The organism is Rubellimicrobium mesophilum DSM 19309, from assembly GCF_000600335.2.
Taxonomy (GTDB): domain Bacteria; phylum Pseudomonadota; class Alphaproteobacteria; order Rhodobacterales; family Rhodobacteraceae; genus Rubellimicrobium; species Rubellimicrobium mesophilum.
Genome location: NZ_KK088581.1, coordinates 1 through 9808, shown reverse-complemented (window position 1 = coordinate 9808; position 9808 = coordinate 1). Strand labels below are relative to the sequence as shown.

The following is a 9808-nucleotide window of genomic DNA, read 5'->3' as shown; positions in this document are numbered from 1 at the left end:
CCGAGAACGCGTCTCGGCCAGGATCGCCCGCGCCGCTCGATCGTCGTGTGGGTCGCCGACGGGTCAGCGACTTCGGTCGATATCGTGAGCCAGGCTTGCCGCCATGATGTTTCCCCTCAGGGACCGGGCCCGAGGATCAGGAGCTCTCCGGCTCCGGCATCCCGTCGAGGCTTCGAGAGGCGCTGGTCCCGACAATCGACGTTACGGCCGTCCCGGACGGATACACAGATGAGGGGTCCCGCCATAATTTCGGCGCATTCCCCACGGGCCAGGCGGACCGGGCGGGCTCCAGGACGCCGAGCGGGTCCTCCGCGGGCCGTCCGCCGCCTCCGAGCGGTTCCGGCCGCCCCGCTCAGAGCGCATTCAGGCGCGCGACCATCTGCGCGAGCTCCGACTGCCGGTTGATCGCGAGCTTGTCGTAGATCGCCTTCAGCGCGGACCGGACGGTGCTCTCGGCGACGCCGAGCGCGGCGGCGGCGTCCCTGGGCGAGAGCCCCGTCCCCACCAGCATCGCCACCTTCGCCTCGGCGGGCGAAAGCCCGAGCACCTTCAGCATCTTGGCGACGTCCGCGCCGCCGTCGTCCGATGGGCTCGTGAAGAGCAGCAGGACCGACGTCTCGCCCCCGGCGGCGGCGTCCATGGGCATGGCCCGGACAAGAAGGGGGATCGGCGACGGGCCGCCGTGCAGCAGGACGGGCTCGGCCATCGGCTCGCCCGTCGCGGCGCGCTCGATCGCCGCGCAGAGGGCCGGCTGGTCCACCGTCCGGGCGGCCCGCAGGTGCCGACCCGTCACCATGAAGCCTTGGCCCTCGAGAGCCTGCGCCTTCCGATTGAGATAGAGGACCCGGCCCCCGACCCCCACGATCGCCGCCGCTCGCCCAAGACGGAGGAAGATGTCGAGAAGCATCATCCGCGCGGCGTCCGGGGGCGCCGCATCGGCCGTGCGGCCGAGGGGCTGGGGGCGGCTGAAGGTGAGGAAGGCCTCGGGGCTGTAATAGCAGAACGAGGACCTCGGGCTCATCGCCTTGAGGATCGGAGGCGCCCCCCCAAGGACCTCCAGGCGCAGGCAATCCGCCTCGACGAAGCGCTGCGCGAAGGAGATCGAATAGAAGCTGAACTCGTTCGTGCCGAGCGCGCCGACGAAATAGTGGGTGCCCGAGGTCAGCGGGGCGTCCTGGGCGCGCCGACGCAGCCGGACCGATATGGCCGGCGAGCCGACGGGCCCGCCTTTCGCGCCCCAGACGTCCCCTTCGTGCCAGGAGCGGATCTCGCCCGGAGCGGAGTTGGCGTCGAAATGAGCCTGCATCACGTCGCTGGCACGGCCGGTATACCAGTTGGCGACCTTCATGAAGACCGTCGTCTCGGCCGGCGCGTCATGTCCCTCGATCTCCAGGGCCACGAAGCCGCCGTCGTAGGACGTCGCGGTCAGCCCGCACTGGGCGCGGTAGAAGCCCACCAATCCCGTGGGCCGCTGGCCCGGCTCGAGCCCCTGGGGCAGCAGCACCGAGGCGGCGGCCGTCCGGTCCACGTCCACGACGTTCAGGAGGAAGTCGGTGGCGATGACCTGGAAGGGCGGTCCGCCGTCCCTGGGCTCCCTCTCGGGCAACCGCCCCTTCCAGATTCCGTCGCCCCGCCGCGTGGTATCGATCAGACGCATCGCGAACCCCGCCCACTCCGACCTTGCCCAAGCCCTTCGCCCGCCCGGGCCGGCGGCCTCTCCAGACAAGGAGGTTGGCCCGCCGCCCCGCGCGGACATCCCCCATTCGGGGGGTGCGGACCGGTTCAGGCCGCGGACCGTCGCGCCGCCGGCAAGCTCCCGACCGGATCGGGGCACGAGCCTCGGCAACCGGGAGCCTCCAAGGGCCCCCATCCATGAGCCCTTCGCCCGCCTTCGGCGCTGCTCCCGGCGCGTGGCGACGGACCCGACCGACCGACGCGGAGCGCGCGGGGCACGAGGGATGCGGCGCCCGCCGGCCATCCGCCAGGATTCGCCCGGGCAGCGCGCGACACGGTCCCGATGGCGTCCTGCGGCTCAACTCCCGACCCCTTAATGGACGTGCCTCAGCGCCTCCATGAGCCGCACGAGGTCGACCTGGCGCCGCGAGCCCGTCTTGCCCAGGGCCGACTTCACCTGCTCCCGAACGGTGTAGACCGAGATGCCGCGCGCCTCCGCCACCTCGGCGGTGGTCGCTCCATTGGTGATGGCCAGGGCCACCTCGGCCTCCGCATGGGTCAGGCCCAGGCGCGACATGACGCGCTCGAGATCGTCCTTCGGGCTCTGCGTCGAGCGCAGGACCACGAGAAGCTGCGGCGCCGGGGTGCGCAGCAGTACCGGCAGACGTATCTTCGCCAGCGACTCGGCCGTGATCCGCATTAGCCGGACCTCGTAGGGCCACCTTGGCCCCTTGATCCAGAACGCGGCCCCGCGGCCCCCGTGGCGAGGGTCGAGCGCGGCCCCCAGGCGGACCGATCCCTCGGCGTCCGCGAAGTGGAGCCGCCCCAGATGGTCATGGCTGATCGGTCGCCCATGGGTCAGCATGGCCTCGGCCAGGGCGTTCGCGTAGAGGATCCCGCCCTGCGCGCCCAGCAGCAGGACGGCCGCTCCGTCAGGCTCGAGCCCGAGCCGGAGCACCGACGCATCGATCCGCAGCCCGAGCATCATCCGGTTGATCTCGAGCGCGTGGCAGAGCAGCGGATAGATCTCGCGGGACATGCGCATCACGGGGAGCAGGGCCTGGTCCACCAGCCGCTGCTCGACCTGCGCCGTGAAGAGGAACATGCGGCCGGGGTCGCGGTGGAGGACGGCGAGCGCGGCATGTCGCGGGTCGCCCTGCGGCTTGAGCCAGTCGTTGTAGTATTCGCTGGCCAGCAGCTCCTCCTCCGACATGATCTCCCAGACATGGGCCACATGGCCCAGGGGCAGCTCGGCCCATCTATGGAGGTTCGGGACGATCCGGCCGTAGTAGTCCCGATAACTCGTCTCGAATTCGAGAGGATATCCCGAGTGGACGGCGGGGATGTTGCGCACCACCGTCGCATCGTGGCCGACGACGGCCGCCCTCGCGCCGGGAAAGGCCTCCACGATGGCGTCGGTCACACCCTGCCATGCATCGGGATCGAGCGCCGCGTGGGCGATGGCCTCACCGATGCGACCGCGTGCCAAACGGATCATGGCACCCTCATACACGCAGTGGTTGTGGAAAGGCACTTTCTTATCAGCATTTTAACATATCCGCCCCACCATGTCACTTCGGCGTTACCGAAGGCCGAGCCGGCCCGGGCCGACCGCGCTCCACGGCGAACCGACGCCGCCACGCCACCGCGAGGGTCCCGCACGGGTCGCGGGCCCCGACCGTGCCGAAACGGACACGACCGGGCCCCAAGGTTCGGACCCCTTCGTTCCGTGGGGCCCCGCTTCCGGTAGTAATTCTCTGACTTGGCTCCGGAGGGCCGACCCGATCAACCTGCGGCCTCGACGAGTCCCAAGCCATTCCCTGACCCTTCACGAGATCCGCATGTTCAGACGCATCGCCATTCTCCTCCTCCTCGTCGGCATCTGGGCCACGCCGTCCCTGGCGCAGACCGCCGCGCGTTGCGCGCCCTACCAGGAGCAGTCCGTGGCCACCGACCTCGAGATCGCCACCCGGATGGCCGCCTCGGCCGCCGCGGCGGTGGGCGACACCGAGACCTTCGCCACCTGGTTCGGGACCTACACCGACCGGAACGCCGAGCAGGTGCGGGCCGTGCTGAAGCAGGTCCACGCCAAGCTCCTCAGCCAGCGCCTGGCGCTGACCTGCGCCACCAAGTCGGACCAGACCTGCCAGGAGGCCTTCGCCTGGGTGTTCCCCGCGAGCGGCGTCATCCGCCTCTGCCCGGACTACTTCTTCCTGCCCAGCATGGAACGCGCCCATGCGGGCGAGGACATCAACCTCGGCAGCCGCGAGGGGGCGCTGATCCACGAGATCAGCCATGCCGTCAGCGGCACGGACGACGACTGCATCACATGGGCGGACTGCCGCACCCTGGCCCGGCGCTCGCCCGCGACGGCCATCCTCAGCGCCAACAGCTACGAATCCTTCGCCGAGGACGTCATGCTCCAGCTCATGGCGGCGGCCGAGACGGTGGCCCCGCCCATGTAGGGCGCCGACCCCGTCCGGGCCCTCCGCCCGCTGCCGCGTGGGGCATCGGACTCCGGCTCAGGCCAGGTCGAAGACCGTCCCGTTGAACACCAGGGTCTCGACATCGAGGACGGCGTAGACGGCGCCGGGCGAGCCGTCGCTCAGGTCGGTGACCTCGTAGTCCCCCTCGCCCGTCGCGGTGACGCGGTAGTCGCCCCGGTCGCCCTCGAAGGCGAGGCTGTCGTGGCCCCGGCCCCCGTCCAGGGTGAGGCTGTTGCCGGCCAGGGCGTTGCCCGACACGCGAAGGTCGTCGTCCCCCTTGCCGCCCAGGAGGGCGATCACGTTGCCGGTCAGGGTCGCGGCGCCATCGTCCTGCACGGAGGTGGACAGCTCGACCGCCAGGTGGTCGTCCCCCTTGCCCCCGGCGAGCGTCACGGCGTTGCCGGTCACGGACGCGACGCCGTCGTACTCGCTGTCCGCCGACATCCGGGCGCCCAGCCTGTCGTCGCCGTTGTCTCCCGTCGCCGACACCGTGTTGCCGCGCGTGGTCGCATCGGCCAGGTCGCCCTCGAAGGAGCTTCCGGCGAAGGCGGAGACGGCGATGCTGGCCTCGTCCCACCCGTTGCCTCCCGCCATCGACAGGATGTTGTCCCGGGTCACGGCCGTGCTGGCGAACGAAGCGTTCGCGGCGACGGTGGCCGTCAGGGCGTCGTCCCCCTTCCCGCCCAGGAAGGCGTCGCTGTCGCCCGAACGCGTGTCGTCGTCGTCCGGGCCATAGGCGTAGAGGACGGTGTCGGCAACCAGCGCATCGTCGCCCGCGCCCCCGTTGGCCTGATCGCTGCCGAGCCCGCCGGAGAAGCCGTCGTCCCCGAGGCCCCCCCGGAACAGGTCGTCCCCCTGGCCCGCCTCGATGCGCACCGCCTCGAAGCCGCGCAGCGTGGTGCCGTCCGCCAGGTCCCGGTCATAGCTGCGGGAGAAGTCCAGGACGAGATCGTCCTCGGTCAGGCTCGAATAGGTCAGCGAGGCGACGTCGTGGCCCCGGCCCCCGGTCAGCGTGGCGGTGAAGCCGTCAAGGCCGGCGCTGTACCGCAGCACCTCGACCTGGTCGTCCCCCGCGCCGCCATGGAGGATGAAGCTGTTGCCGTCCATCGTGGCGGTGCCGGGGCCGCCGTTGCGCACCTCCTCCGTCACGGTGACCCGAAGCACGTCGGCCCCCGCGTTCCCCTCGAGCTTGACCACGTTGTCGGTCAGGTGCGCGATGCCGCTGCTGCTGGCGCTGCTCAGGACGTCCAGCAGGAGGGTGTCGTCGCCCTCGCCGCCCCGGTTGACCATGGAATTGCCGGTCGTCGTCGCCGTGCTCGCCACGGAGTCGGTGATGTACAAGGCGACGGCGCTCAGGCTGATGTCGAATTGATCGTCGCCATCGCCACCGTCGGCGACGCTGCTGTTGCCGCTGGCCACGCCGCTGGCGCCGAAGAGGGCCGAGGCGCCGATATGGGCCCCGATGAAGTCCTGTCCGGCGTCCGCCGCGAGGGTATGGGCGTTTCCGGTCACGGCCGCGTCGCCGTCGTAGGCCAGCGCGCCGATCAGGGAGGAAAGGGTGTCGTCGCCCTCGCCCCCGGCGGCGAAGGAGGCGTTGCCGCTCGCCTGGGCACCGAAGTGTCCGCCGCCGTAGACGCCGTAGCCGTAGCTGCCGGTGGCGATCTCCACGATGTCCTGCCCGGCGCCTCCCGTGACGGCGTGGCTGTTGCCGTTGGCGACGACATCCTGGCCCGCGACCTCGCCGTCGGCCTGGATCGACGAGCGGACCTCGTCGTCCCCCGCGTTCCCCGCGGCCGACTTCGTCTGGCCGCTCACGTTCTCGCTGATCACCTCGATGACGTCATCCTCGTCCATCGTCACACTCCTTGGTCACGCCGTGGGAACTGGCCCAGGACCCGAGCCGGCGGCGGCCGGACCGCCGCGAAGCGACGCGGTCCCGGGCCGGCGGCCCCGTCAGGGTCGTGGGTGGGTGGGAAGGTGCAGCTTGGCCCAGACGCATGGTCCCAGACACCGCTTACTCAGGGGAACCTGGAGACCGGAAGGGTCTGCATGGGCAGGAAGGGCCAGCAGGACGCAACGGACAGCCAAGCCTCGCGCAGGGGCACGCTACCACAGCGAGGGCCTGCCCTCAACGGCGCGACACGCCCGGGCCGGGACCGCGCGACCCTCCGCCACCCCGCGCGCCTCACCCGAGCCGACCTCTCCCGCGACGCCCGGCTCGGCCCCGGCGGGGTCGTTCGCTCCAGGCGAGGCCACAAAGCCGCACATCGGAGACCCGCCAGGATGGCCCCGCCAGGACGGCCCCCATGCGGGCGCCACCCTGCCGGCCTGGACCCGCACTCCCGACGGCCGCCTCAGCCTTCGGCCCTGGCCGCCCCCCATGCGGCCGCGTCGGCGCTCCCCGAGGGAGGGGCCAGGGTCCGGCCCGAGAGCGGCTCCTCCCTGGATGCGGCGCAGGGCCGAGCCGCCCTCGACCCCACCTCGCTACGCTTCCGGACGCGAGAAGAGCCGACGACCGGCGCCGAACAAGCGATGGGGTCGCCCAGGGCCGCTCACGCCCCGGCACGGCATTCGTGGCCTCGCGCTAGCCAGCCTCCGGGAGAGGGGCCCGCTTCCCCGGCCCATCCGGGGCAGGTCGGCGGCCCGCCCCCTGCGAGCCACCTCGCCGCCCATATGCCGGAACGGCCCGCCGGCCGCGTCACGCCCGCCAGGATCGTGAGGAAGCGACCACCCGCCGGCAGCTTCGATCCCCCGGCACCGTTCGCCGCAAAGCAGGATCCGATGCGCAACCGGGAAACGTGAGGGCCCAAGAGAGATGAGTGGTGCCCGGGGGCGGATTTGAACCACCGACACGTCGATTTTCAGTCGAATGACTTGATAGTTCCTGAGCCCACCATACCGGACATTCTTGCCGTGAAGTTCATTGATTTGATTTGACTTTGTCTCGAGAGATGCGCTCTATCCCTGTCAAAGGACAACGGTACCAGACTCTGGAAATTGTTACCCTGCCGTTACCCGATCCGACACTTCGACTGTGAGATGAGGCATTTCAATATGGCACGAGCACTCACGGTGAGGACAGTCGAGGCTGCGAAACCGGACCCTCAGCGGCGGCTTGAGCTTCCCGACGCAGGGCTTTCCGGACTTTATCTTGTCGTGCAGCCGAGCGGCACAAAGTCCTGGGCATTGCGCTATCGGTTTGCCGGCAAGCCCGCCAAGCTCACGCTTGGGCGCTGGCCAATGATGGGCCTCGCGGCTGCCCGTGCCGCGGCCGCGGCAGCCATGCAGCGGGTCGAGCAGGGCGAGGACCCTGCCCTTGCGAAGAAGACGACCAAAGCCGCGCGGCGTGAGGCGCAGCTCACCGAGCGCGACAAGGTCAAGACGCTGGTCGCGCAGTTCGAGCGTCGCCACCTGACTGGACTTCGGACGGGCGCTTCGGTCCGGCGCCACTTCGACCGATTTATCCTGCCAGTATGGGGCGAGCGGGAGATCCGTTCGATCACGCGGCGAGACGTCATCGACCTCCTCGACGACATCGTGGACAGCGGGCTTGCGACCACCGCAAACCGGGTGAAGGCCTATCTATCAAAGTTCTTCAACTGGTGTGTCGAACGTGACCTTCTCGAGGTGGCCCCCACCTCAGGCGTCCGCCCACCGTCTAAGGAGGTATCCCGCGATAGGGTCCTATACGACGATGAGGTCCGCTGGTTCTGGCAGGCGTGCGAGCAGGCCGGGCAGCCCTGGGGCTCGCTGGGACTACTTTTGCTCCTGACAGGCCAGCGGCGAAGCGAGGTGGCACAGATGACTGAGGCTGAGATCCGACCAGGATACGTGTGGCACGCCCCTCAGAGACGAGGGCCTGATTGCTCGTCGGCTTGCGGCTTCGTGCCTGCCAATCCGCCGCTGCATCATACTCAGAGCGGGTTGTCATGCGCACCATCGGTAGAGGCAAACCGGACTCTGACTTCGATCAGGCTGTCACTCGGCCGCTCAGATCCGCCCACATCTCCGGCGAGGTCCAGCGATGCTCGGGGATGCCATGCCAGGCGGCGATGTCGGCCACCATGTCGCGGAACTCGTCGCTGAAGCAGGGCTGGCGCACGAAGTCCGGCAGGTCCGGCAACAGATCGAGAAGGTCCCGCCCAATCTCGCGGGCCAGGTTCGCGCACTCGCTGATGCGGCTTGCGATCGCGAACTCCGCCAGTTCCGAGGCTGTGAGGTTCTCCTCCACCCACTGCCGGCTCAGGAGCCGGCTGTGATCATGGCAGAGGCGAACAGCTGCCTCACGGGGCTCCAGACCTGCGGCGAAGGTCTTGGCCACCGCTGGCTCAACGACGTCCGGGGGCAAGACGAACGCCAGGAGATCGTCGAGGTGCGTCTGGACATCTTCGACGTACTTCGTCGGGGGAGAAGGGTCTCTCTGGCCCATGGGACCTCGCCGTCGGGGACCTTGGTTCGGCTGCCTCGCAAGGATGCGCGACAACCAGCTTGCACCAGGGGCAACCACTCGCTCCACAGGTCGGTCCCAGCTCGGATCGCTGGTCCCGGTCGCTCGGAGCTAGAGCCGTCGACACTCCCGGCAAGGATCCCTCTTGCCCCGTTGGGTACAACCCGATCAGGACGTCGGCCGCCCGATCAGGACGTAGGCCGCGCACCCGGGTGGCCCGCCTCAATGGCCGCTCCAGCCAGGGGTTTGGCGGCTGCCAGCCGCTCCAGGATGTGCGCCACCTGCTTAGGCTCGGAGCGGCTGGGCTTGGGCATGCGCCGGCCCACCGGCTCGGTGAGTGCCCGTTCGATGGGCCAGCTCCGGCGACCGACACGCGTCTGCAGCAGCTCGTAGGTCAGACCGGCCCGCTCCGCCCACTCGCGCAGGGTCAGCGCCTGCCCGCCATAGCTGTAGGTGCGGCTCGGGGTCGGCCCGGGGTCATGGTGGGTCCGAGCGACCTGCCTGGGCGCTTGTGCGGCGCTCGTATCCGCCTCGGCCAGTCGCGCCCGGAAGCCCCGTCGCACCGCCTCGGGGTCGAGGCCCGCCAGGTGGCAGACCATGGCGAAGTCGGGGTTGGGCGTCAGGATGTAGCCCCGCGCGTCCTGACGCGACCCCGACGTCCGGAGCGGACAAGACCGGCGTCGAACCTTCTCTGGGCCGAGCGCCGTGCGAGCGGGCATGCATGCCTCTATGTTCCGCAGAACGCTTGACATCGGATCCGGAGCGTCACCGTCGCCAGATCATCCGAACGGGCTGTGTTAATGCCTATAGAGAGCTGAGCAGGCGCCCTGCGCGGCTCATGCCAGTTCCACGCAGACCACTGTCTTTACGACTGCGGCCGGGTCTTCTTCGGGTCGTAGGCGCTGGGCGGGGTGACGCGCGCGGGCAGACGCTTCTGCTGGCCATCCAGCTTGCCGACCTCGACCTCGGTTCCGACCTCCGCGTGGGCGACATCCACCCGCGCCAGGGCGATGTTCTTGCCCAGGATCGGCGAGCGCGTGGAGGACGTGACGACGCCGACCTTCGCACGGCCGACATGGACGCTGTCGCCGTGGCCGACATCGACGTTGGAGGCGATCTCCAGCCCCACGAACTTGTGGATGGGGTGCTCCTTGCGGCGGACCAGGGCCTCGCGCCCCACGAAGTCGTCCGGCTTGGACTT

8 protein-coding genes are annotated in these 9808 nt (G+C 69.8%); 2 read left to right on the top strand and 6 right to left on the bottom strand.

The annotated features are described in order from the left end of the window. Positions 1 to 352: 352 nt before the first annotated feature. Positions 353 to 1657: a helix-turn-helix transcriptional regulator gene (locus RUMESO_RS26415; RefSeq protein ID WP_037281135.1), complete on the bottom strand. Its 1305-nt coding sequence runs from the start codon at positions 1655 to 1657 to the stop codon at positions 353 to 355. Between the two features lie 390 nt (positions 1658 to 2047). Continuing rightward, on the bottom strand, positions 2048 to 3172 hold the full coding sequence (locus RUMESO_RS13750) for a helix-turn-helix transcriptional regulator (protein WP_037281133.1): 1125 nt from the start codon (positions 3170 to 3172) through the stop codon (positions 2048 to 2050). A 343-nt stretch (positions 3173 to 3515) separates the two neighbouring features. Here RUMESO_RS13750 and RUMESO_RS13745 point away from each other — a divergent pair, with 343 nt between their 5' ends. Then, positions 3516 to 4139 (top strand): M35 family metallo-endopeptidase, encoded by a 624-nt coding sequence (locus tag RUMESO_RS13745; RefSeq protein WP_051521330.1) that lies wholly within the window; start codon positions 3516 to 3518, stop codon positions 4137 to 4139. Positions 4140 to 4196: 57 nt separating this feature from the next. On the opposite strand, the gene RUMESO_RS13740 is transcribed toward RUMESO_RS13745, so the two are convergent. Beyond that, positions 4197 to 6014: a hypothetical protein gene (locus RUMESO_RS13740; protein ID WP_037281131.1), complete on the bottom strand. Its 1818-nt coding sequence runs from the start codon at positions 6012 to 6014 to the stop codon at positions 4197 to 4199. 1185 nt (positions 6015 to 7199) lie between these two features. Between RUMESO_RS13740 and RUMESO_RS24320 the strand changes: the two genes are divergently transcribed. Beyond that, entirely contained in the window at positions 7200 to 8246 is a 1047-nt protein-coding gene (locus tag RUMESO_RS24320) for an integrase arm-type DNA-binding domain-containing protein (protein ID WP_082484058.1), read from the top strand. Here RUMESO_RS24320 and RUMESO_RS25200 read toward each other — a convergent pair. From RUMESO_RS25200 to RUMESO_RS13720, 3 genes are all read right to left on the bottom strand, one after another. Then, positions 8131 to 8481, bottom strand: a complete 351-nt coding sequence (locus RUMESO_RS25200) for a hypothetical protein (RefSeq protein ID WP_169791171.1) — start codon at positions 8479 to 8481, stop codon at positions 8131 to 8133. The two genes, RUMESO_RS24320 and RUMESO_RS25200, sit on opposite strands and share 116 nt — an antisense overlap. A 314-nt stretch (positions 8482 to 8795) precedes the next feature. After that, complete coding sequence (locus RUMESO_RS13725; protein WP_055725567.1) at positions 8796 to 9326, bottom strand: hypothetical protein; 531 nt, start codon at positions 9324 to 9326, stop codon at positions 8796 to 8798. Between the two features lie 146 nt (positions 9327 to 9472). Next, a partial coding sequence (locus RUMESO_RS13720; RefSeq protein ID WP_037281125.1) for a glycine cleavage T C-terminal barrel domain-containing protein occupies positions 9473 to 9808 on the bottom strand: 336 nt, incomplete at its 5' end.